At 43.7% G+C, this 24189-nt stretch carries 13 protein-coding genes; 10 read left to right on the forward strand and 3 right to left on the reverse strand.

Annotated elements, in window-relative coordinates:
• The first annotated feature begins 56 nt into the window (after positions 1-56).
• The 8 genes from BK026_RS04495 to BK026_RS04530 all read left to right on the forward strand — a co-directional run bounded on the left by BK026_RS04495 (position 57) and on the right by BK026_RS04530 (position 15936).
• Positions 57-3101 carry a TonB-dependent receptor gene (locus BK026_RS04495; RefSeq protein ID WP_071814731.1) on the forward strand — a complete coding sequence of 1015 codons (3045 nt, stop codon included), beginning with the start codon at positions 57-59 and terminating at the stop codon, positions 3099-3101.
• 83 nt (positions 3102-3184) lie between these two features.
• Positions 3185-7516: an alpha-1,6-glucosidase domain-containing protein gene (locus tag BK026_RS04500; protein ID WP_071817491.1), complete on the forward strand. Its 4332-nt coding sequence runs from the start codon at positions 3185-3187 to the stop codon at positions 7514-7516.
• Between the two features lie 126 nt (positions 7517-7642).
• Entirely contained in the window at positions 7643-8476 is an 834-nt protein-coding gene (locus tag BK026_RS04505) for a patatin family protein (protein WP_071814732.1), read from the forward strand.
• A 360-nt stretch (positions 8477-8836) separates the two neighbouring features.
• The gene (locus BK026_RS04510; protein ID WP_071814733.1) at positions 8837-9343 is read left to right on the forward strand and encodes an RNA methyltransferase; all 507 of its coding nucleotides are present in this window, start codon (positions 8837-8839) and stop codon (positions 9341-9343) included.
• 75 nt (positions 9344-9418) lie between these two features.
• Entirely contained in the window at positions 9419-10324 is a 906-nt protein-coding gene (locus BK026_RS04515; RefSeq protein WP_256253675.1) for a PEP-CTERM/exosortase system-associated acyltransferase, read from the forward strand.
• 130 nt (positions 10325-10454) lie between these two features.
• Complete coding sequence (locus tag BK026_RS04520; RefSeq protein WP_071814734.1) at positions 10455-12383, forward strand: alpha-amylase family protein; 1929 nt, start codon at positions 10455-10457, stop codon at positions 12381-12383.
• A 344-nt stretch (positions 12384-12727) separates the two neighbouring features.
• Complete coding sequence (locus BK026_RS04525) at positions 12728-14212, forward strand: MFS transporter (protein WP_071814735.1); 1485 nt, start codon at positions 12728-12730, stop codon at positions 14210-14212.
• A gap of 11 nt (positions 14213-14223) precedes the next feature.
• Entirely contained in the window at positions 14224-15936 is a 1713-nt protein-coding gene (locus tag BK026_RS04530) for an alpha-amylase family glycosyl hydrolase (RefSeq protein WP_071814736.1), read from the forward strand.
• Positions 15937-16053: 117 nt separating this feature from the next.
• On the opposite strand, the gene BK026_RS04535 is transcribed toward BK026_RS04530, so the two are convergent.
• A complete protein-coding gene (locus tag BK026_RS04535) occupies positions 16054-17082 on the reverse strand; it encodes a LacI family DNA-binding transcriptional regulator (RefSeq protein WP_071817493.1) in 1029 nt (342 codons plus the stop codon).
• A gap of 326 nt (positions 17083-17408) precedes the next feature.
• On the opposite strand from BK026_RS04535, the gene glnS reads away from it, so the two are divergent.
• Positions 17409-19076 carry a glutamine--tRNA ligase gene (gene glnS / locus BK026_RS04540; RefSeq protein WP_071814737.1) on the forward strand — a complete coding sequence of 556 codons (1668 nt, stop codon included), beginning with the start codon at positions 17409-17411 and terminating at the stop codon, positions 19074-19076.
• Positions 19077-19163: 87 nt separating this feature from the next.
• Here glnS and BK026_RS04545 read toward each other — a convergent pair whose 3' ends face one another.
• Positions 19164-19907: a YciK family oxidoreductase gene (locus BK026_RS04545; RefSeq protein WP_071814738.1), complete on the reverse strand. Its 744-nt coding sequence runs from the start codon at positions 19905-19907 to the stop codon at positions 19164-19166.
• Positions 19908-20102: 195 nt separating this feature from the next.
• Positions 20103-22730, reverse strand: a complete 2628-nt coding sequence (locus tag BK026_RS04550) for a VolA/Pla-1 family phospholipase (protein ID WP_071817494.1) — start codon at positions 22728-22730, stop codon at positions 20103-20105.
• A 388-nt stretch (positions 22731-23118) separates the two neighbouring features.
• Here BK026_RS04550 and sohB point away from each other — a divergent pair, with 388 nt between their 5' ends.
• Positions 23119-24138 (forward strand): protease SohB, encoded by a 1020-nt coding sequence (gene sohB / locus BK026_RS04555; RefSeq protein ID WP_071814739.1) that lies wholly within the window; start codon positions 23119-23121, stop codon positions 24136-24138.
• Positions 24139-24189 lie beyond the last annotated feature (51 nt).

The following is a 24189-nucleotide window of genomic DNA, read 5'->3' on the forward strand; positions in this document are numbered from 1 at the left end:
ATTTTTGGGTGTGGTAGTCCTGAAAGTGTCGATAATAAACAAGGAATGGGACACCAATGAAAACATTCAAACCCAGCACTATTATGGCGGCCTTGATCAGTAGTGGGGTGGCGTTTAGTTCGCTGCCGCTCTATGCGCAAGAATCACCAGACACCGGTGCAGAAGAAGTTGAGCGACCGCAAGAAGATACCTTAGAGCGTATCGAAGTGCGTGGTTTCAGTACCAGCTTAATTCAATCACTAAATCAAAAACGTTTCTCTGACACGGTTTCTGAGCAAATATCTGCCGATGACCTTGGCGGGCTTCCAGATGTATCCATGGCAGATGCGCTTACTCGTTTGCCAGGTATCTCTGCGGTAAGAACCGGCGGACAAGCTGCTCAGATAAACATTCGCGGGCTATCCGGTGATTTTGTTTTTTCTACGCTAAATGGAAGGGAGCAGGTTTCTACTAGTGGAAGCCGAGCTATCGAATTTGACCAATACCCATCGGAACTTATCAGTGAAGCCGCCGTATACAAATCACCGAAAGCATCGCTAATTGAGGGAGGCATAGCGGGGACAGTAGAACTCAAAACTGCGTCGCCCCTCGCGATTGATGAGCAGCACAAGTTCAGTGCAAATATGCGGGGTATGTATAACGATAGGGCATCTGAGGTAAGTGATGCAACTGAATATGGACATCGCTTAAGTTTTTCGTATCAGGGCAAATTTCTCGATGATACGTTAGGTGTATCATTGGGCTACGCGCGGTTATTTCAACCAAGTGTTTCTACTCAATTTATAGGCTTGGCATACAACGGTGTTACCGACGTAGACGGTGTTTATACGAACTCAGAGTGTGCAGAAGAAACAATAGCGCCTAACTGTGAACTCATTTCAGAAGGCTTTGAAATGCAACACAAAGGGGGCGAAGAAACTCGCGACGGCTATGTAGCGGCGTTTGAATGGGCCCCCATTGAAACCTTTACGTTAAAAGCCGATGCTTTTATTTCCAAATTTGACTCTGAAGCATTTGCACGTGGGTTTCGAGTAAAACTTGGTGGCGTAAATGCGGGGATCACAAATCCTAAAGTAGTCAATCGCAGTGTTATTGGCGGTACTTTTTCTCGAACCGATAACAGTTTTACGCGCGTTGAACTGGTTAATGATGACAATCAGGACTTTGACAGCGTAACTAATTTAGGGATAAACGCAAATTGGGAAATTTCACCTGACTTAGCGGTGCAGTTTGATGTATCTCGCTCGAGTGCCGAGAGTGATTTTCGCAATGGCTTGTTATGGTCCCTTGTTGGCGAAGACGCAACTGCGGCAAACCCTGTATTTGATGAAAATGTTCAGATTTCCTATTTACTCAACGGATCAAATCTACCTGACATTGGCTTTAATCAAACTGATGCATTCACTGATTTGGACAGGGTCATGGTTAGCAAATACGGCATTTACCCATTTGAAAATGAGGATGAATTAGATGCATACCGTGTAGATTTTCAGTATTACGTAGATGCACCGATTATTTCTGGGTTTGAATTTGGGTACCGCTACTCTGATAGAGAATACAGTAATGATCGGTCAGTTTTTGAGTATGGCAATGACAGCGCATTTTCAGTCAGTGAACCACCTCTTCGTTTAACCGAAGATATGGTAGAACAAGTGGACTGGAGTGGCGATTTTTCTTACTTCCCAAGTTATTTGTCGATAGATTTAAATAAAGCGCTTGATGCATGGTTTCCAGGCGGTCGTCCCGTACCCGTTCAAACGTGGGGGCCAGGCGCGGCGGGCGTAATTAATGGTCCAGGTACAGGGCCGGCTACGGCGTGGACATTACAAGAGAGTGGCGACGTCTTTGAAACGGTAAACTCAGCCTATTTAATGGCTAACATAAATACTGAAATAGGCAACGTACCAGTAACGGGTAATATTGGCGTTCGTTACGTAAAGAGTAAACAAAGCTCAACAACGTTACAACGTGCTACCAGGCTTTTAGAAGGTACGTCAATAGAAGTTAGCGACCCGACAGTGGGGGCGCAAAACATCACAGACGAAGTTGGTTTAATAAACAACTTCTATCGTCCAGCATTAATCAGGCATGAGTACTCTGACGTGCTGCCCTCTATAAACCTCAATTTTAAACTCACTGACGACACACAGCTCCGTCTTGCTGCCGCAAAGGTGATGGGTAGAGCTCCGATTAATCGTTTTGCTGCTAATGCTTCTACTACCATTGATACGGTTACGGCTGTGCAGGACAGAGATTCGGGTGAAATTACTCTTTCTAACCCGACAGCCAGAGTTAACGGCAGTGCTCGCAATAGCCCATACCTTGAACCTTTTTACGCAACTCAATACGACGTGTCATGGGAATACTATTTTTCTGAAACAGAAGGAGCTTTGGTCATCGCTGGCTTCTATAAGGATATTGAATCTTTTGTTGAAGATATCGAAATTGAGCCCTATGACTTTGCAGCTAATGGCATAGTAATTCCTGATGATGTAAGCGTTCCGGTGTACTTGGCGCCTGAGTTTGCAGGTCAGCCGCCTGAGTTTGCAACGGACGAGAATGGCGCCCCGATTTTTGTAACTGTGCCAACTGAAAACGGAAGCTACAGTACTGCGGTAAATAATGCAGAAGGGGGCTACATTCGTGGGTTAGAAATCGCTTATACGCAAATTTACAGCATGCTGCCTGGTATGTTCTCTGGCTTAGGAGTAAGTGCAAGTTACTCTTATACTGAAAGCGAAATTCAGCGCACCCTAGGTGATAATGTTTATGCAGCGAATTTGCCGGGCTTGTCAGAAAATGTGGCTACGCTCACTGTTTTTTGGGAATACGAAGGGTTTGAAACACGCCTTTCTAGCAGATACAGAGACGAATTTGTTTCCCAACAAGTTGCGGTGAACGATCAGGTTGTGAATTTTGACGAAGAATTGGTCATTGATTATCAAGCCTCTTACGAAATTAACGACAATTGGAGCGTTCTGTTCCAAATAAATAACCTCACTGATGAACCCACAAAAAGTTATTTCTCTTCAAAAGAACAAACCGGGACTATTCAATTTTTTGGCACGCAATATTACCTAGGGATGACATACCAACTATGAAAAAAAACAACGTAGGTAATGATTCTGGCGATCTTCAAAAACAACGAGTTGCCAAACATCGCGAAAATATTCAGGAGAAATTTATGTTTACTAAAACAAGCGTGATGCGTGCTGCGTTACTTCTAGTAGGCGCCTACGCTCTTGCTGGTTGTGGTGGTTCGGGCGTTGAGTCAGGCACAAACAACCTGCTAACTTGTGAGGTTCCTAACGTTCCAAACGCCGCCGGCACCGATTGTGAGCCGCCGCCGCCCATCCAATGTAAAGCACCGTTAGTGCCCAATGCGGCAAATGATGCGTGTGAAGCGGGAGCTGATCCGAACTTGCCAGCGCCGGTTTTTACGCCTTCAGCTAATCAAGCCGTACTTTATTACAACCGCGCTGCGGTTGATGCTGATAACTCAAGTAACGACCCAGCGTATGAAGGATGGAGATTGCATACTTGGAACAACGATGCCTGTGATGCGTACGCTGATGCAGACACAGACTGGGCAAATGGACGTATCCACAGTGGGATCGATCCAAACTACGGTGCATATTGGATTTTAGACCTCAAAGAAGGGTATGGAAGCTGCCATAACTTTATTATCCATAAAGGCACCGACGATGCTGGCAAGGAAATGGGGGGCGGCGATTTTCAGGGCTCACTTGTGCAAAACGACGAAACGTTTGTGCGTATGAATTTCACCCTATCTGGCGAGCCTACGATTTTTGAGTTTCCTATTATGTCACTTGGTCCTCAGCCTGTTGATATAGAAGGCTTTGGCGCACACTGGCTAGATGCCAATACCATCTTATGGGATGTACCTGATGTTGTATCTGAAGTGAAGCTTCACTATTCGGCGCAAGCTGGGTTAGAAAGTTCGCTTGAAGAAGGTATCAATGGTACGCAAGTGTCGTTAATGTCTACTACGCTATCAGACGCGCAATCAGCCCGCGCGCCGCATTTATCATCGATGCAGGCTTGGGAAGGTGATTGGTCGGTGGAAGATGCTAAAACCATTTTGACGACACAAGCGGTTGTTGGTGGATATGATGCTGATGGGACGCTTATTGCAGCAACAGGGATCCAACTGGCAAACGCAATTGACGCATTATATACAGCGGGGGAAAACGATGCTGATGAAACACAACTTGGCGGAATATACGCAGACTCGGGTATAACTGCTGCGCTGTGGGCACCAACGGCTTCAAACGTTGACCTTCTAATTTATAACGATAACAAAACCCTAAATCAGCGCCTATCCATGATACGCGATAACACGTCTGGCGTTTGGCGCTTTGAAGGGGATATGTCGCTTGACCGCCAATTATATCGATATGAAGTTACTGTTTATCATCCCATTACAGGGCAAATTGAAACACTGCTTGTTACCGATCCATATTCTGTATCATTGAGCACGAATGGCCGTTTTTCTCGCTTTGTAAATCTAGCTGACGAGGATTTAAAGCCTGAAGGGTGGGATACGCAGACTATTCCTACGGTTAAGAACTATGAAGACGCTGTTATTTACGAAGGACATATTCGTGATTTCAGCGTACGCGATATGTCTACGTCTTTAGAAAATAGAGGGAAATACCTTGCGTTTACAGAAGAGGGGACGGCGCCAGTAGAACATCTTAAAAAGCTTGTTGATGCTGGGCTTACTTATTTCCATATACTTCCAGCGAATGACATCGCGACCATTGATGAAGATCCAACAAAAACCGTAGATTTGTATGATACGGTAGGCAAACTATGTCGCTTAAATAGCAGTGCTGCTGTGTGCGAGGAAGAAAGCTCTGATGCGCTACTTATCGATGTCTACAATTCCTATGATCCACTTTCTCAAGCGGGCAAAGCACAACAACTTACTAACGATTTACGCAACTTAGATACGTTTAACTGGGGCTATGATCCTCATCACTTTAATGCGCCAGAAGGCAGCTATGCGTCGAGTGCAGAGGGTGTAGAACGCATTATTGAAATGCGTGCCATGATCCAGGCCCTACACGAGATGGGTCTTCGTGTTGCGTTAGATGTTGTTTATAACCATACCAATGCGTCTGGAGTGTTCAGTAAGTCAGTATTAGATAAAGTAGTGCCTGGCTACTATCATCGATATGAGGTAGATACCGGGGCGATTGTTCGTGAAACCTGCTGTGATGACACCGAGCCTCGCAATGTTATGATGGAAAAGTTCATGAAAGATTCATTGCTTTTATGGGCTGAGCACTATAAATACGATGCTTTTCGTTTTGACATAATGAGTCAAGCGACGAAAGACACAATGGTGCGTTTGCGTGACGCAGTTCAAGCTATAGATGAAGACAATTATTTCTATGGTGAAGGGTGGACTAAAATAGACCGCGGTTATGAACAGGCGAGCCAGCTAAACATGGCGGGCACTGAGATTGGTACCTATAACGACCGCATCCGCGAAGCTATTCGCCAAGGTGCTATTTTTAGACCGGAAGATGACGGCCTTCTAAGTGCTCAAGACCGCGTAAAAATGGGCATGATAGGAACGTTGAAAGATTACGTGCTGGAAACATCCTCCGGTAGTGCGGGGGCCACCAGTAACCTAGGCGGCTATGCAGAAGATCCTGCAGACATCATTAACTATGTGTCAAAACATGATAATGAAACACTATGGGACCAGCTAAATTATACGCTTCCACAGGATATAACGTTAGCAGAGCGCGTACGTGCACAGAATGTTGCAATGGGCATCAACTTGGTTTCTCAAGGCATTCCATTTTTACAAATGGGGGGAGACATGCTTCGTTCTAAATCAATGGACAGGAACACCTATGATTCTGGAGATTGGTTTAACTACGTCGATTTCACCTACGAAACTAACAACTGGAATGTAGGGTTACCATTAGCACAGGATAACGAAACACGTTGGCAAGAAATGGGCGAGTTTATCTACAACCCAGATCGTGCCGCCTCTATGTCCGATATTATGTTTGCCTCTGACGTTTTTGCAGAGCTACTTAATATTAGAATGGAAAGCCCGTTATTCAGATTAACCACCGCTGATGACATTATTGATCGCATTGGATTCCACAATATTGGCGAACGCCAGCAGCGTGGCCTTATTGCTATGAGTATTGATGATGGTATATCTGAAAACAGTGAACAGCCTCGTCAAGATCTAGATATGATGAATGACGCGGTAATGGTTTTGGTGAATACCGGTTATCAAGAGAAGGCTATTACCGTCAATACAGCAACGGGTTTTTCACTTCATCCCACCCAAATGAATTCTGTGGATGCGACCGTGCGTGGTGCACATTTTGTAGAGGGTGAAGATGGTAATGGAACCTTTACCGTTCCTGCACTAACTATTGCTGTGTTTGTTAAGCCACAGTCTGGTGCGCAAGGTTATGGTCTGTCTGCGTTTGCAACGTCTGGAGCGCCTGATGTTGTTCCTTACGGCGACACCATCGCTTACCTGCGTGGAGATATGAATGGTTGGTCAACCAATGATGCGTTTGTCTATCAAGGTGACGGCAAGTACACCGCAACAGTTACACTTGAAGGTGGCGTTACATATGGATTCAAATTCGCATCGGAAGATTGGAGTACCGTTAACTTTGGCGCAGCGGATGGCGAAGAAGGTACAGTGATCGCGGGGGAAGAGAAGGTGCTAGCACGTACTAATACCAACCTTTCATTTACTCCAGCGACGAGCGCGACCTACCTGTTTACTATTGATGCGACTGATGCCGAAGCACCAATTCTTATGGTTGAGAACGAAGAGCCCTATGTTGGCACACCAGTGTATCTCCGTGGTGCAATGAACGGCTGGGGTACAGATGAAGAGTTTGCTTATCAGGGGGACCGCATCTATACCTTCGCAAGAGATATTGAGCCAGGCACATACGAATTTAAAGTTGCTTCTGAAGATTGGAGTACCGTAAATTTTGGTGCCTTCTCGGCAGATGAGTCAGATCGCAACCTGGCTCCTGGTCAAACCTTAGGCCTTGCAGCTACCAATGACAATCTAATATTGAATATTGAAACTGCCGACCGTTATGTGTTTGTGTTTAACGTAACAAACCTAAATGCGCCTACCATTGGTGTATTTAAAGAGGCATTTTGGGGTAACACAGAAGTGTTTGTGCGTGGCGGTATGAACGGATGGGGAGCAGTTGATCAGTTTACTTATAAAGGTGCTGGTGTTTATTCTGTAGATATCGAGTTGAGTGCAGGCACCGTCGAATTCAAGGTCGCCTCGGAAGACTGGTCTACAGTAAACTTGGGTAACCCGAATGATGCTTCTTCTAACGTAGTGAGTCTGGAAACGGGTAAATCTATAGCTGGGAGTAACAATAATTTGGTGCTCGATGTACCTGAATCTGGTTTGTATGAAATTGTTGTTACCGGCCCTGACGGGAATAATCCTACCCTTACCGTTTTTAAAAAATAATAAGGGATAACGAAAAAGGCCGTGATGTTTACATCACGGCTTTTTTTTTGCTTGTGGTTTAGGTGAGAAATCATTATAAAAGTAATGGTCGTACCAGTTAGAGTGACAAGACAGGGAGTTAGAACTGTGAAAAAGGCATTGGTTGTAGAAGGGGGAGCGATGCGCGGCATCTTTGCTGCAGGCGTTCTTGATAAGTTTATGGAAGAAAATATCTACGATTTCGACTTTGCGTTAGGTGTGTCAGCGGGCGCAACTAATCTTTCTACTTACATAGCAAAAATGCACGGTCTTAGTAAAAAAATCATTACAGAGTACGCAACGAAGCGTGATTTTTTTAGTCCTCTGCGTTTCGTGAAAGGCGGGCACATGACCGATGTTCATTGGCTTTGGCATTATTCTAAAGAAATGTTAAATATTCCTGCCCCTTGCGTTCAGGGCAGTATTCCGCTCTTTGTAGGCATAACTAACGTTGCTACGGGCAAGTGTGAATACATCAGAGCACATAAAGATAATATAGACGATATTATCGTTGCCTCATGTGCGTTACCTACCGCCTATAGAGACCAAATTGAAATTAACGGCAAGCGCTATGTTGATGGTGGTGTAGCAGATGCAATCCCGGTCATTCAGGCATACAAGATGGGCGCTCGCGAGTTGACCGTTATCCTGTCTCAACCCGTAGGTTTTTCCAAACCCCAAGTCAAATCAACTTGGTTGTTGGAAAAAATGTATGGTAACCAACCCTTGTTGCTTCAAGCGCTTTTAAACCGCGCAACAACGTACAATGAAACGTTGGCATTTATTAAAAAGCCGCCAAGCGATTGTATTATTAATGTCATTGCACCAGACGAAGGCTTTAGTGTTAAGCGATTAACCATGGATAAGCACAAATTGCTGAAAGGCTACGCGCTTGGAAGACGCATGGCACGACGCACAATTAAACACACTGAATGCGCATGAACTAGAGTTTTAAGCGCAAACTAACGTTGCTCGAGTTGTATCTGTTGAGCGTTTATTAGCGAGCAACGTTAACCCACCAATACCCATCACCCCTTTAAGGAAAGCGATAATCGCCACCATTTACCGGTTGTTATCACTACATTGCAGCGCTCGTCAAAAATGACTTCACATTTCAGGGTTACATAAGTAAACGCGATGCGCGAATAAATAACAGGATAGATCAAAAATCCGACAATCATGGTCGAAAATTGTTTGTAAATTGTTCATATTAGTGTAAAAAGTTCATAGTACTGTATTAAAAGCTCAAATTATGTATGGTAGCGTTTTCTAAAGCGTCTTGGTTAACACTCAAAACATAATATGCAAATAAAGAATCAAACAGTGACGTTAGGGCTAGTAAACCCTAAAAACCCGGTAAATGTAGCATCAATACTTCGCGCGGCTGGTTGTTATGGCGTTCAAAGTGTTTTTTATACGGGGGTTCGCTATCGATTTGCCAAAGAATTTAATGCGGACACGAAGGCGTTTCACAAAAAGATCCCCACCGTTGGGGTTGACAGTCTTCAACAAATGATACCGCAAGGAGCAACGGTCGTGGCGGTTGAATTATCTGAAGGTGCAATTCCGTTACCTGAATACGAGCATCCCGATAATGCTTTTTATATTTTAGGACCGGAAGATGGAAGCATAGGAGAGGACATATTAAAGTGGTGTGATCATGTGGTTTATGTACCCACCTACTCTTGTATGAATGTAGCGGCAACCGCCAATGTGCTGCTATACGATAGATTAGCTAAGTCAAATTACGAAAAGGGTGATGCGTTAATTAGGCGAAGCAGAGACAAAAATAATAAAACGAAGGTTTAAGTAGTTAAAGGTGTTGAGAAGACTTGGAAGTTACCCATACGCCAAATAAAAAAACTAATAAAAGGGGACTTTGCGTTGAAAACTCGTACGATAAGTGCTGTCAAAGCAATAAACACAGTAGTATCAAAAAAACTGGTAAAACTGCCAACTACATTGTCACGACTTTTTAGTAGTAAAGTCTCGCTTGGCGACTCGATAACCAATTTTTTCTTTCAAAACTATGAACTCGTAATCGCTTCAACAGAAAATGAAAAGGCGATAAGCTATAGAACTCGCCACAAGGTCTATTGTGAGGAGATGAAATATGAGCGCGAGAATGCTTCCTCACAGGAGAGAGATCGCTACGATGATCGTTCAATCAATTGTTACATAAAACATCGAAGAAACGGCGAGTGTGCAGGTACGATTCGCTTGGTGCTGCCTACGTTTAATAATTTGAAACTTCCACTTGAAGAGAAATGTAACAATGCCATCAGCGATGCGACCCTTGTACCTTCAAATCTATCGCCTGAAACAGTGTGCGAAATATCGAGGTTAGCGATACCAAGAGAGTTTCGTGTTAAACAAGTAAAGTCTAAGGTCCTGTCCGTAGAGAAACTGTCAGAATACAAACAGAAAAAAAACGTACCGTTTAACGTTGAGCATTTTCCCTATCTGTCTATCGCGCTATACCTAACTGCTACCTGTGTATGTATGCACTTAAATGTAAAACAGGCCTACGTGCTCATGGAGCCCAAACTCGCACGACGTATGAGAACCTTTGGTATTCATTTTAAACCTGTAGGTGACGATATTCACTTTAATGGCCGTCGCAAACCATATCGCGTATCGCCAAGCCAACTATTGGTTGACCTTGCTAAGCCTCTTCAGCGTTTTTATTGGGGAATCAATAGTGAATTGTCAAAAACTTCAAACACCATGCATTCACTACATTACGATATTATGAAATCGAAGAGCGATGGTGTAGCACGCGCTGCTTAGTGAGCATCGGATTTTGCGCAATTAAAACCACCTTTTTGGTGGTTTTTTTGTTTTGAATACGTATGCATGTTTTTTAACATAACGTTAACGCGTATCCTGTTGATAAGTAGATATTATCAGGTGCCTGTTCATGCGAGTCCGAAAATTTAAACTTCCTTATAAGCCGCTTTCTTTAGCAATGTTGTCTCTTAGTATGATTGCGTGCGGAGGCCAACCTATAAGTGAAGCTGGTCATCGAGCAGAAGATATGCAAGAAAAAGAACTTCACGACAAATCTTTACAACCGGAAAGGCATGGTAAGCCAGTTGTTTATCAAGTATTTACCAGACTTTACGGTAACAAGAATGAAACCAATAAGCCGTGGGGTACTATTAAAGAAAACGGGGTGGGTAAATTTAACGACTTCGATAAAACTGCACTTGCATCGATTAAGGCACTTGGCACCAGTCATATTTGGTACACAGGGGTAATTCATCATGCGCTCGTGAACGATTACACTGGGCTCGGTATAAGTAACGACGACCCCGATGTCATTAAAGGTCGTGCGGGTTCTCCCTATGCTGTAAAAGATTACTTTAATGTTAATCCCGATTTAGCGTTAGATCCTGCGAAACGTCTAGAAGAGTTTGAAGCACTAATAGCACGTACACACGAAGCAGGCATGAAAGTAATTATAGACATTGTGCCGAATCACGTGGCGAGAAGCTATGAATCAATGTCCGCGCCCGACGGAATATCAGATTTCGGTGAGAACGATGACACCTCCGTAGAGTATGCAAGAGATAACAACTTTTATTACGTTGTAGACAAAGCATTTGAAGTGCCTAGCTTTGGACAATATGTACCGTTAGGAGGGGAACCTCATCCGTTGGTTGACGGAACATTCCAAGAATATCCTGCAAAGTGGACAGGGAATGGTGCACGCTCAGCAAAGCCTGATGTGAACGATTGGTATGAAACAGTAAAAGTGAACTATGGCGTGAGACCGGACGGTAGTTACGATTTTCCTTCATTACCAAGTAGTTTTGCAGAAAAAGACACACAGGCCCATTTTGCGTTTTGGCAACAGAAGGACTTGCCTGACTCTTGGTACAAATTCAGAGACATAACGCATTACTGGCTTGATAAAGGTGTAGATGGTTTCCGCTATGACATGGCAGAGATGGTACCTGTAGAATTTTGGTCATTTCTGAACAGCAGCATAAAGCAAAAAAATCCCGACGCGTTTCTGCTTGCTGAAGTGTATCAGCCAGAAAAATATCGTGAGTATATCCAAAAGGGAAAAATGGATTACCTCTATGACAAGGTAGGTTTTTACGACACGCTAAAGCTTATTATGCAGGGAAAAGCAAATGTAAGTGAGCTTGTAGCCGTGCATAAACAGGTTGAAGATATTGCGCAACAAATGCTTCACTTTTTAGAAAATCACGACGAACAACGTATCGCTAGTGAACCTTTTGCCGGGAATGCCGAAAAAGGAAAGCCAGCCCTAGCTGTTAGTGCTCTTATCAGTTCATCACCTACATTACTCTATTTCGGTCAGGATGTTGGTGAGGACGGCAGTGAAGAGACAGGGTTTGGTGATCCATCACGAACCTCTATTTTTGATTATGTTGGTGTACCTGCGCATCAACGGTTTATGAATGGTGGTTTGTTTGATGGCGGTAGATCTACGCAAAAAGAGCTAGAGCTACGCGAATATTACGAGCAAATTATGAACATCGCGGCACATAATCAAGCTATCAATGGCGAGTTCATAAGCTTGCACAAACAGAACCTCGATGCATCAAATTCGACTTACAGCGAACAGCAGTTTGCCTTTGCTCGCGTTAAAAATGGCCAAGGGTTTATTGTTATCTCAAATTTTAGCGAAAATGATGTGTCTAACTTAACCCTCACGTTACCGCAAAATTTGCTGTCAGAATCTGTCGGCTCATTGGAGCATAGCGCGCTGGCGCCAATGCTAAACCACGAGCCCCTTTCGCTTAACGCAAAAGAGAACGGGTATACTGCGACGTTATCTTTGAAAGGGTTAGAAACAAAAGTGTTTTCGTTTTAGCTACGCGAGATCCGAGCAAGCCCGCATTGCGTGGCTTGCGCTGACAACTTCACCAATTTTACAAGAGAGTCATGTTGAATACGTATGCAGTACGTTGGCCTCCTTTATTTGCAAAGGTAGTATCATCACTCATCGTTCACTTAACGTATCATTAACAAAATGCTGTTGTTTATTTATTCGAATAAGCTTCGCAAACAGGTGGGTACAAAACGCTGATTGAAAAATAGAGCAGCGTCTGAATATGCCAAGGGTTAACAGTGTGATTACGAAATACTAGCGTATTCACTGACTTGTTAGTTTACAGAGCCCCCATTATTAATGAATAACAATAAATAGAGCAAATTATGCAAACAACACAACCGCGCCTTTCTTTTTGGCAAATATGGAATGTAAGCTTTGGTTTTTTAGGCGTTCAATTTGGATTTGCACTCCAAAATGCGAACGTGAGTCGAATTCTTACTGGATTGGGCGCTGATCTTCACTCCCTTTCCTTATTTTGGCTGGTGGCTCCAATAATGGGGCTTATTGTACAGCCTATCGTTGGCGCTGCGTCTGATAGAACGTGGAACAGGTTGGGAAGGCGTCGTCCATTCATTTTAGGCGGCGCGATCGCGGCGTTCATAGGAATGATATTACTGCCAAACGCACCTTTGTTCGTTGCGTTTCTAGCCCCAATGCTCATGGGCGCATTCATGGTAGCACTCATGGATGCATCGTTTAATGTTTGCTTCCAGCCTTTCAGATCTCTGGTATCAGATATGGTGCCGCCTACGCAAAGAAATGTAGGATATTCAATACAGTCATTGCTTATAAACATTGGAGCAGTAATTGGCTCTATTCTTCCTTTTGTTCTTACCAACGTTATCGGCCTTGAAAATACTGCACAAATGGGAGAGGTTGCGCCTTCGGTGATGTGGGCCTTTTATATTGGTGCAACGGTTCTGTTAGGCTCAGTGATTTGGACTGTCATTCGCACTAAAGAGTATTCACCAGAGCAATACAATGAATACAAGGGCGTTTCTGATGAACAACCCGGCGCCAAAACCGTACAGAAGGTATCAGCTTTGTCACGCCTTAAAGGTTTTTTCGCTCTTGTAAAAGATATGCCCAAAACGATGAAACAACTGGCCGTTGTTCAATTTTTCTCTTGGTTTGCGCTGTTTATTATGTGGGTATATACAACGCCAGCAATTACTCAACATATTTGGAACATTGACAAAAATTGGTACGACCCAGCTTATATTGTCGCAGCAGGTGGCGTTCCCGAGTCTGTGAGTGCAGCAATGGGCGCAGCAGGTGATTGGGTTGGTATTTTATTTGCCGCATATTCTGTTTTCGCAGCCATATTTTCAGTATTTCTTGCACGTCTTGCGGATAAATTTGGTCGCAAAACGGTATATGCAGGTTCATTAATTCTTGGGGGTTTAAGCTACGTCAGCTTTTTAATGTTCCAAGATCTTACTCTAGTCAATGTCAATCTTTTGATTACTGAAGTGACAGTACCCGTTGGTGCAGTAAAGCTGCTTATTCCAATGATTGGTGTAGGGATAGCGTGGGCAGCAATTTTAGCAATGCCTTACGCAATGCTGGCAGGCTCGCTTCCAGCAAATAAAACGGGCGTTTATATGGGGATATTCAATTTCACTGTAGCGGCACCTCAAATTGTTTCTGGTTTGACAGCGGGATGGATCCTAAGCAGCTTGTTCGATAACGATGCGAAAAAAATCATCGTGGTTGCGGGTATCTCTATGCTCCTTGGAGCAATAGCTGTCTTCTTTGTAAAAGAAGCCGATTCTGTGCAATCAGCAGTCGACAAAAGCGCTCAATAAGGAGAAAAATAATGGCTTTTAAACGCACTACACTTTCACTTGTTGTTTCTGCACTCATGCTTGCAGGTTGTACGTCACTCACACCGGCTAGTAGCAAAGGCTCGTCGGTTGGGGAAAAACGTTCTACAGATATAATTTCTGGCACCGACATTCCATTCGCCAGTGAGGCCGTTTATTTTGTTGTTACTGACAGATTTGTCGATGGCGACCCAAGCAATAACCATGAAAATCAAGGTGGTGATTACCCAACATGGAGGCTACCTCTTGAAGGGCCAGACGGCCAAATGGCATATGTTGGCTACATGGGGGGAGATTTAAAAGGCATACTAAACAACGCTCAATACATTGCAGACATGGGGTTTACAGCGGTTTGGATGACTCCTGTGCATGATAATCCCGATTATGCGTTTAATGGTGATGAGCCAATTACATATGGCGGTATGTTTAAAGACGGTGGTAAAACGGGATATCATGGCTACTGGGCAACCAATTTTTATCAAGCTGACGAGCACCTTATAAGTTCCGACCTGAGTGTAAAAGATTACACGCAGACTATGCGAAGCAAATTCGGGCTCAAATCAGTTTTCGATATTGTTGGAAATCACGGCAGTCCAAGCTTTTCGATGGAAACAGATTTACCTGGCTACGGCGAAATTTACGATATTAATGGTAAATTAGTTGCGGACCATCAGAATTTACCTCCGCAATCGCTAGATCCTAACAATAATCCGCTACACGCTTTTTTTCATGATTATCCCGATTTGGTAAAGCTTTCAAATCTAAATGATCAAAATCCCAAACTTCGAGATTACCTGATTAACAGTTATCTTTATTGGATTTCACAAGGCGCCGACGCATTTAGAATCGATACCATAAAGCATGTGCCACATGAATTTTGGCGGGAAGCTGCGGACCGTATTCGCGAACACAAACCAGAATTCTTTATGTTTGGAGAAGCGTTTGATTATGAAGCTAATAACATTGCCCAACATACATTGCCAAAAAATGGGGGCATAAGTGTACTGGATTTTCCAATGCAAAAAGCCATGGTATCGGTATTTGAAAATCCTGCCGACAGTGATTTTAAGAGCCTATCAGACGTTTTGTATTTGACGCACGGCCCTTATCATAATCCTTATGAATTGACGACGTTCTACGACAATCACGATATGGCGCGAATGAATGCAACGGATGACGGTTTCATAAACGCCCACAACTGGTTGTTTACTGTAAGGGGGATCCCCGTTGTATATATGGGCTCTGAAATTGGTTATATGCGTGGAACGTCTGAACATAAAGGTAATAGAAATTACGTTGGGCAAGAAAACATCGACAGCGCTAAATCTCATCCTATTCATCACGCACTGTCTAAAATTGCTAATGTACGCAAAAACACACCAGCCTTACAACGCGGTATTCAGGTGAATGTAGAGCTAAAAGGGCACAGAGCTATTTTTTATCGTGTACTAGAGAATGAAGACATTCATCAAATAGCATTAGTGCTTCTTAATAAGGGTAAAAATCCAGACACATTTGACGTTGCCAAATACCTCCAAGAAGGTAATTGGAAAGAGCAACTATCTAACGATGTACTTAACGTTGGGCCTGGTGAGGCCTTATCGACGGTTGTTGATGGAAATGGCGTACAAGTTTGGGTACTCGAGGAACCTGTGAAGAATACAGCGTTGAAAGACGTAATATTATCTCAGATGAAACGTCAGTAGTTGTTTACAAATCTCTGAAAGGGAGCCAGTAGTACAATCTACTTCGTTTTATGCTCCCTTATTTCGTTGAGATGGGCCATTTGATATGGACGAAATAATACCTAGGATTGTGTCCATCTAGACTTGTTTGCTACCGCACGACTGCCTAACTATTACGTCAGCAGGCATAAGGTAATCTTGTACTACTTCATTGTTAATCGCTTTAATTAACGTGTTAACCAGTAATTCACCAGCGAGCTTTGTATTTTGCTGCACCGTGGTAAGAGAGGGAGTGGTATAAGCACTTACTGCAATATTGTCGTAGCCAACAACCGCCACATCGTCCGGTACATTAATATTTTCCTGTCTTAACTCTCTTAATACACCGATAGCAATAGTGTCTGAAGCACACACGATTGCTTCAGGTAATGTTCCGCTTTCAATTAAAGAGCGAGCAGCCGCTGAGCCCGCATCTTCAGTAGAGATAGCGTTACGCTGAACGCTGTTTTTATCGAGCCCGTGGGCCCCTAAGACACTGAAATAGCCGTCAAATCGCGCTTTAAATTCTGGCGCATGATCACCATTATCACCAATAAAAGCAAATGAACGCTTATTCATCGAGAGTAAATGCTCTGTAATGCTTCGACCACCCTGAACGTTATCGCACCCGATACTGACACCAGGATGAGCTGCATCCGGTGCACCCCAGCGTACAAAGTGCGTACCTTGCGATTCTAGTTGCGCGACTTTGGTTTGATAGTTGGTATAGTCACCGTACCCTAAAAGAATTATGCCATCGGCTTTATTTGAATCTTCATACTCAGCATGCCAGTCATCGTCGAGGTTTTGAAAAGAAACGAGCAGGTCATAATTTGCTTGTGCGCAGGCTCGAGTAATGCTGCCAAGCATGGCAAGAAAAAAAGGATTTATCATCGAGTCATCAGACGTAGGATCTTCGAAAAGGAGTAGGGCGATAGTGCTGCTTTTTTGCTTTCTTAAATTACTCGCGTTCTTGTCAACTTTATAATTCAGTTCACGGGCAATGCGTTGTACGCGTTCTCGCGTTTCTTGGTTTACTAACGGACTGTTGTTTAAAGCACGTGAGACCGTTGACTGAGAAACGCCAGCAAGATGTGCAATATCAAAAGAGGTCGCTTTTTCCTTCATAAACACCATGTTCTGTATAAACCACTTATGGCGAAGACATACGCCTAAATACGGTTATTAACTACCAGCCGATTTAGATTATCACAATTTGAAATAAACTCATGTTTTTTATGAATTGTGTGAGATTTTTAACCTATGCGAAGAAAAGCCGAAACAACAAAACATTTAATGGCTTCACATTGGTGGAAAACGAAAAATAAAACGTAGCATCGGTGGTAAATCAATCACTTGTTAGCCTTTATTGAATAAAACGTGGTTGAACTATTTGTGTCAGTGTTATACTCCCTGAGAATTTGAAAAAACAACGTGCACAAGGGGGCATGCGAATGGCCGAGACAGAACACCGTCCGACCAATTTTATCCGTCAGATTATTGATAAAGACCTGGCTAATGGTCTACATGACGCTATTAAAACTCGGTTCCCGCCAGAGCCGAACGGTTTCTTACACATTGGCCACGCCAAGTCTATCTGCTTGAATTTTGGCATCGCCCAAGATTACACAGGTACGTGCAACCTACGTTTTGACGATACCAACCCTGCAAAAGAAGACATTACGTTTGTTAATTCAATTAAAGAAGACGTGCAATGGCTTGGTTTCACGTGGGATGGAGATGCGCGTTACTCATCCAATTACTTTGACCAACTCCATGCATACGCGATTGAATTGATTGAAAAAGGGCTGGCTTATGTCGACTTTTCTTCACAAGATGTAATGCGCGAAATGCGTGGTACGCTTAAAGAACCTGGTCAAAACAGTCCTTATCGCGATACTGATGTAGCTACCAACCTTAATGAGTTTGCCAAGATGACGGCGGGCGATTACAAAGAGGGTGAGTGTAGCTTACGTGCTAAAATTGATATGGCATCGCCATTTATGTGTATGCGAGACCCGGTTATTTATCGCGTAAAACATGCTCATCACCACCAAACGGGTGATAAGTGGTGTGTCTACCCCATGTATGATTTTACACACTGTATATCAGATGCGATTGAAGGAATAACGCATTCGCTGTGTACTTTAGAATTCCAAGATAATCGTAGACTGTATGATTGGGTCATTGAGAATATCTCAATTGAGTGCACGCCACGACAGTACGAGTTTTCTCGTCTGAATTTAGAATATACGGTATTAAGCAAACGTCGCCTCATCCAATTAGTTGAAGAAAACCATGTTAATGGTTGGGATGACCCTCGCATGCCAACCATTGCGGGCCTTCGCCGTCGTGGTTACACACCTGGTTCTATTGTGGAATTTTGCAAGCGCATCGGCGTAACCAAAATGGACAACATGGTTGAGATGTCGATGTTAGAAGCATGCATTCGTGACGACCTAAACGCCAACGCCCCTCGTGCAATGGCGGTCCTAGACCCAATAAAGCTAGTAATCGAAAATTATGATGATGGGCAGAATGAAACACTTGTTGCTCCCAATCATCCAAACGATGAAAGCATGGGAACACGTAACATCGGTTTTAGTCGTGAAGTCTACATTGAAGCGGAAGATTTCCGTGAATCTGCAAACAAAAAATTCAAGCGATTAGTGCTTGATAAAGAAGTACGACTTCGTAATGCCTATGTGGTCAAAGCCAATCGTGTTGAAAAAGATGAAGATGGAAACGTAACCGTCGTTTATTGTACGTACGACCCTGACACCTTGGGTAAAGATCCTGCTGACGGGCGTAAAGTTAAAGGTGTGATCCACTGGGTTGATGCTGCAACAGCGCAGTCCGCTGAGTTTAGGCTTTACGACCGCTTGTTTAACGTGCCAAATCCAGCTGCAGAAGAAAACTTTACCGATTCAATTAACCCTAACTCGTTAGACGTTAAAAAAGGCTGGGTTGAAGCTGGATTAACGGAAAATATTCCTGAAGCAGGGGCGTGGCAATTCGAAAGAACAGGGTACTTTTGCGTAGATAGTGACAGCACCAACGACAAGCCTATTTTCAATCGCACAGTTGGCCTCAGAGACACTTGGGCTAAAATCGGTGAATAAGCTAAGCAACATAAAATCTATGTAGCTTAATAAAAACCGCTTAAACGAAATTTTAAGCGGTTTTTTTACATACTTACGAATAGATGACTATTTCGGTTGGCAGTCAAGAGACTGTCCATTAACATTTTTACTGTCATTACCCATCAAATATAAATACAAAGGCATAATATCTTCAGGTGTTTTCAGTGTGTCGGGGTTTTCAGCAGGAAACGCCTGTGATCGCATTTTTGTGCGAGTGCCGCCCGGATTGATACAGTTAAAGCGCAACGATTTATTTTGATATTCGTCGGCTAGCGTCTGCATAACGCCCTCAGTAGCAAATTTCGAAACCGCGTATGTTCCCCAGAACGCCCGTCCTTTTCTGCCTACGCTAGACGTTGTGAAAATGATAGACGCATTATGTGATTTTTCTAGCGCAGGTATAAGAGCCTGAGTCATGTACACCATGCTGTTGAGATTAACTTGCATTACGTCTTGCCATTCTTGCGCGTCAATGTCTTTAAATGCGCTTAAGTGCCCAAGAATACTCGCATTATGAAGTAAGCCATCAAGCCTACCAAATTGGTCAATGATCGTTTGCGTCATTTGTTGGTAATGAGATGGGGTGGCGCCCTTAAGATCAAGGGGAACTATTGCTGGCTCTGCACCGCCTGATGACACTATGTCGTCATACACGGCTTCTAATTTCGAAACAGTACGTCCTAATAAGATACAGGTTGCACCGTACCGAGCATATGTACGAGCCGCTTCAGCGCCAATGCCATCGCCAGCACCTGTTATTAGAATAATGTTATCTTTGAGCAAATTATCGGGAGCACGATAGTCGTTCATTGGGCCTCTTTACATCGAAAAAAAATATCATTAATTATGAGAGGGAATGATACGGAACATTCAAGAGAAGTAAACAAAAGGGCAGTGCACATTGAAAAGAAAAAGCGTAAGGCAAAAAAAAAGTGTGAGACATGCTCACACTTTTTCCTTCGCTAGTCAGGTCGCACTAGACGTGCGAGCCACATTTCACTGGGTTTAGTTGGCTACAACCGATGTATCTGTAATCACGATTGTTTCACCGCCAGTTGAGATGAAAGCAGCTGCACCACGTTGCATTTCAGTTGTTGCAGCAGTACTAGCACTGGGGTTAAGCAATGATGAATGCTCTCCGGTGATAAAACGCACTAGGCCGTTTCCTTGCGACGTTACAGAAACACCTGGAGCACCTGCAAAAGCGGCTAAAGGCTCAGTACCCGCGAAGGTAGGAGAGCTTACGGTAGAGTTAGGAATAACCTGATCTGGTAGCGCTGTTGAACCATCATCATTCGTGCCACCTCCGACAACTTCATGCATCACAAATTTAGTGTTCTGTGACAATAAGCCTGCAAAATTGTTCGGATCAGATGAATCGGTGATGGTTTGTGCTGCGAAAACAAACTGTGCAAAAGTCGCATCCACTACGCTTTTCTCGCTAGCAGAAAGCGCGCTGTAAAAACCTTCATAAACCGCAACAATCGCTTGCTCTGGAGGCACGCCGTTCTCTTGTGCAAAAGCACCTACCGCAGCCAAAAATGCATTGGCAATGTTAGCAATGTCGGTACCTGAATCGCCTGCTGAACCAGCGAGAAGATTGGCTTTAATTAAGTTCCCAAACGCGACAGACTCAATCAAGAAGCCGGCAACACCACCACCTGGTACGCTAAATACCGCACTGTTGAACTTAAACATACCGTCGAAGTTTGCAAGTGGGTTTCCTTCACCGAATGACTTATTCGCAACGGCTACACTGCTTATGCCTGTAATAGAACCGAGGCTTTGACCAATGAACGATACATTTGTTGGATCTAATTTAACGCTTCCCCCAGTTGTATCTACAACGGCGTTTAGACCTAGACGAAGCCCGATGACATCAACAACGCTTTGTCGATTATTGTCACGTGTAGTAAGCAGTGAAGCAAGGTTTAGGTAATCCGTAGGCGACCCATTTAACGCTGAAGATGCATTAATTTGCTGGCCATCTATAGTGAAGCCTCTTTCACCGTGCAGAGGGTGGTCAATTGCAACAGTAGCAAAACCTGCTAACGATAATGCGCCCGTTATTGCAAGGAAGTCTTCTTTGCGTGAAGTTATTCCATGCTGGAGAATAACAACAGGCCAGCCCGCTTCTGGTGCAGAAGCAATTGGACTAACACCAGACGCAGGGTTGCTTGCAACGATATTTATAATGTTAATATCCGGCACAGTGATCTGAACATTGAGCGTTTCAGTTCCATCCGCATTTGAGCCTTTGCGAGCAGGGATTGGGCTGTATCGCGTTACGTGTCGAAGATCGTTAATACCTATATTTGTGAGGTCTAAGTCAAGCAGCTGACCGCCGGTTGCTAATTGGCAAAGTTCGTTATTAACGCCCGGAGTAACCGTTCCATTTCCAATCAGTGCACCAATAGACTCTGCACCAATCGTTTGTAATGCAAGGCCGTTGGTACAAGCAGCGCTCCATCTTCCATTGAGTGGATCGGCTGGATCAAGGTAATAAGGGAGGTCGATAGTCCCTTCTTTTAAAGATGCTGCACAAAATGGCGCAACTTGTGAAAACACCTGAGTAGCCGTTGGGTTCAATGGTGAACTAGGATCAAGAACTGCAGAAACCATAGCAGAACATGAAGATAGCCCTACAGCGTTAAGTTGTGTTAACAGTGCTGCTGGCAATAGTGATGGCGCTAGTACATCAAATGCAGTGTCATTTTCAGATTCGCTCACAGCAAGCACTGGAAGTGTACCAGCAGCAACTGCCTGTGCTGGAGATGCGCCCTGTGCTAGTGCAGTCGCAAAAGGAGCTATCGAAAGCGACTTGACGGTTTCGATAATTTCAGTGGTTGATTGTGTCGTAAAGGTAAAGCTGAATATTAGCGACTCTTCATCTACACCACCTTGCGACGTCAAGACACTTTCGTAAGAGTTAATTAAGCCCTGTAGTGCTAGCTGAGAATCTGTTGATAACGGAAAGTTGTTGATATCTTGGCTAAGGCTTTCATAACCTGTTGAAGGCTTAACAGACTGACCATCGCTTGCTTTGAGGGCGCTTGTTACTGCTACATAGTATGAGGTTGATTCTTTCAGCGGTTTTAAAGGAATAACAGCGACGTCGTTACCGCTTGCTTGCGTCACAAAATCAACACCGAATGTGAGCTCGCTGTAAATCTTACACCCAGAAATTGGCGGAGCAGTGGTGCAGTCTGCGTCATTAAGATCGCCACCAATTGCACCTTCAAAAATTCGGATTGCGCCTGGAGAGCCAGCAGATGCTGCGTCTAAAGTAATGCCTGCAGGGTGTGTGGTTGAAAAAGTAAAAGGGTGTTGTGTAGACCAGCCATCCAGTGCACCAAGCGCAGCTGAGGGGTTTGAAAAGTCCGGCGTACCGCCGTTAGCCTGGCCAGCTACTTCGTCGGGTAATTCTAATGTACCATCGTCTGTTTGTTCAACTAACGCGAAAAAAAGGTCACTTGGAACGTTAAGAACGCTACCCGCAGGGTCAAATAAAATCCTTGATGCAGGGCGTTCGATAGTCGCTTCAGCTTGAATGCTTTCTAGGTCATCCCCGCTACCGCAACCAGCGAGCACAAATGCAGCAGAGATACTTGTGCTGATCAACAGTTTTTTCATTTTTTCTCCCAGGAACTTAAGTTGAGTTATTAGCTCGTTTGATTTGTTAGTCTCTAGTACATCTTTTATTGTCTCAAACAAGATGTTAACAAGTTAGACCAGTTAACAGTTACTTCATAGTATTGACTTTGTTATCTATTTGCAAAGGTTTGTTAAGTGATTGTTAGATGAAATTAATACTTATGCGTTCATATTTACATATCAGGCTACGTTTTGTCGGTATTGCTGATTAAGTTATAGACAATATTGCAATATAAATCGATCCTCTACAGAATAAGGCAGAGATTTAATGCCTCTTTGTAAATATCCCGTCGCAAAATAAGCTGTTCGTATTAGAATGGTCATCATGGGTTTATTTAATTAGCTATAACCTTTTTAGGAGTTGAATTTGGAGTTTTTGTACGAATACGGTTTGTTCGTCGCTAAGGTAATCACATTTGTTTTTGCTTTCATTGTTATAGTGTCCACGGTAGTAGGGGTTGCAAATAAGCAGAAACCCGGGAAAGGACACCTTGAAATCACGTCGCTGTCTGATCAGCTTAAAGATGTGACTCAGTATGCAAAGGAAGTATTGCTTGATAAACGTTCTTTAAAAAAGCTCGCTAAAGAGCAAAAGAAAGAGTCGAAAGCAAAAAGTAAGTCTGACACTGAGTCTGCTGCACCTAGGTTGTTCGTTTTAGACTTTAAGGGTTCAATGGACGCCAGCGAAGTTGAGCATTTGCGTGAAGAAATTACTGCGATTTTGTGTGTTGCTGATAAACAAGACGAAGTGCTTGTTAGATTAGAAAGTGGCGGCGGCGTGGTTCACGGTTATGGCCTTGCAGCTTCTCAGCTTCAGCGAATTAAAGACAAAGGCCTAGCGCTTACCATAGCGGTAGACAAAGTAGCCGCAAGTGGCGGTTACATGATGGCGTGCGTAGCTGACAAGCTATTGGCATCACAGTTCGCCTATATAGGTAGTATCGGCGTGTTGGCACAACTGCCCAATTTCAACAAACTTCTTAAGAAGAATGATATTGAATTTGAGCAGCATACAGCGGGAGAGTTTAAGCGTACGCTGACTGTTTTTGGTGAAAATAATGACGAGGGCAGAGCGAAGTTTAAACAAGAAATCGAAGAGATTCATATACTGTTTAAAGACTTTGTCAGCGCTCAGCGTCCTTCAATGGATATAGATAGAGTGGCAACGGGAGAGTATTGGCCAGGGATAAAAGCGAAAGAACTTGGCTTGGTAGACGACATTATTACTTCAGACGATTACATTTTGTCTCACTACCCTAAGCGAGAAATATTTAGCGTTAAGTATTCAATCAAGAAGAACGTGGCTGAAAAACTTGGTATGTCTGCGGCGAATGTTGCAGAGCGTGTTTTTATGAAAACATGGAGCAAGGCACGCCACTGGTTTTAACTAGCCCAGGCACCAAGATGCGTTTTTGGTGCCTGTAAAAATAAGAATAAT

Origin of the sequence: Alteromonas sp. V450 (assembly GCF_001885075.1) — a bacterium.
Taxonomy (GTDB): Bacteria; Pseudomonadota; Gammaproteobacteria; order Enterobacterales; family Alteromonadaceae; genus Alteromonas.

What these genes read in the sequence shown, in the direction of transcription:
- BK026_RS04520 (WP_071814734.1), top strand. Translation starts at nt 10,455, where the DNA reads ATGCGAGTCCGAAAATTTAAACTTCCTTATAAGCCGCTTTCTTTAGCA.
- BK026_RS04535 (WP_071817493.1), bottom strand. Translation starts at nt 17,082, where the DNA reads ATGAAGGAAAAAGCGACCTCTTTTGATATTGCACATCTTGCTGGCGTT.
- BK026_RS04530 (WP_071814736.1), top strand. Translation starts at nt 14,224, where the DNA reads ATGGCTTTTAAACGCACTACACTTTCACTTGTTGTTTCTGCACTCATG.
- BK026_RS04550 (WP_071817494.1), bottom strand. Translation starts at nt 22,730, where the DNA reads ATGAAAAAACTGTTGATCAGCACAAGTATCTCTGCTGCATTTGTGCTC.
- BK026_RS04545 (WP_071814738.1), bottom strand. Translation starts at nt 19,907, where the DNA reads ATGAACGACTATCGTGCTCCCGATAATTTGCTCAAAGATAACATTATT.
- BK026_RS04525 (WP_071814735.1), top strand. Translation starts at nt 12,728, where the DNA reads ATGCAAACAACACAACCGCGCCTTTCTTTTTGGCAAATATGGAATGTA.
- BK026_RS04510 (WP_071814733.1), top strand. Translation starts at nt 8,837, where the DNA reads ATGCAAATAAAGAATCAAACAGTGACGTTAGGGCTAGTAAACCCTAAA.
- glnS (WP_071814737.1), top strand. Translation starts at nt 17,409, where the DNA reads ATGGCCGAGACAGAACACCGTCCGACCAATTTTATCCGTCAGATTATT.
- BK026_RS04495 (WP_071814731.1), top strand. Translation starts at nt 57, where the DNA reads ATGAAAACATTCAAACCCAGCACTATTATGGCGGCCTTGATCAGTAGT.
- BK026_RS04500 (WP_071817491.1), top strand. Translation starts at nt 3,185, where the DNA reads ATGTTTACTAAAACAAGCGTGATGCGTGCTGCGTTACTTCTAGTAGGC.